The organism is Vibrio sp. 1580 (assembly GCF_033340055.1).
This window is the reverse complement of sequence record NZ_JAWOVT010000363.1, coordinates 1-650: the sequence shown is the minus strand read 5'-3', so window position 1 is coordinate 650 and position 650 is coordinate 1. Positions and strand designations below refer to the sequence as shown.

Here is a 650-nt window from a genome sequence, read left to right as displayed (position 1 = left end):
AGCGTTCTCGCCAAGCGGTAAACGATTCGCGAGAAGAAATGACCCATGCGCTGCATTCCAGCAATGAGGTGAAATCGACATTCTCTGACATCAACCTCGCGGTTAAGCACATTCAAGAGCGTGTTGAGCAGATCTCTGTTGCCACGGAAGAGCAAGAACGTGCGACGGCGGACGTGTCTCAATCCATCAATAATATTTCCGAGCTTGGAGAGCGTACAAAGCTACAACTTGAATCCATGGTTGAAAGCTCTGAACAAGTGGCAGAAATTGCAGGGCATCAACAAGCGATGTTGCATAAATACGAGCTACATCAGTCCGCCTAAGTGACATGTTTTTATTTTCTATATGCAGAACTTCGGTTCTGCTTTTTTGTTGCTTCTACGCATCGTCTCATTGCTATTCAAATCGCAAAAGTGAGTTATATCGCATCTTGCTCATTTCTTAAGGGCTGAGTTATCACTACGTGGTGTTAATGCTATGTCGGTAAAACAAGATGGCTAGAATGTTGTCCGAATTCAAAGGAATGAATCATGCAACTATTACAAAGAGCCAGCCTTATACTGGTTAATCATCAGCAAGAACTTTTGCTTATCCAGCGTTTTCAAAACGATAGACACTATTGGGTTTTCCCCTGCGGTAGTGTTGAGGTT

At 43.5% G+C, this 650-nt stretch carries 1 protein-coding gene and 1 pseudogene; both read left to right on the top strand.

What is annotated here, in order from left to right:
• Window positions 1-323 (top strand): annotated as a pseudogene (locus tag R7093_RS26025) (methyl-accepting chemotaxis protein); the annotation flags it as partial.
• Between the two features lie 207 nt (window positions 324-530).
• Window positions 531-650 (top strand): NUDIX domain-containing protein (locus tag R7093_RS26020; RefSeq protein WP_318147121.1); only part of this gene is annotated, 120 nt, incomplete at its 3' end.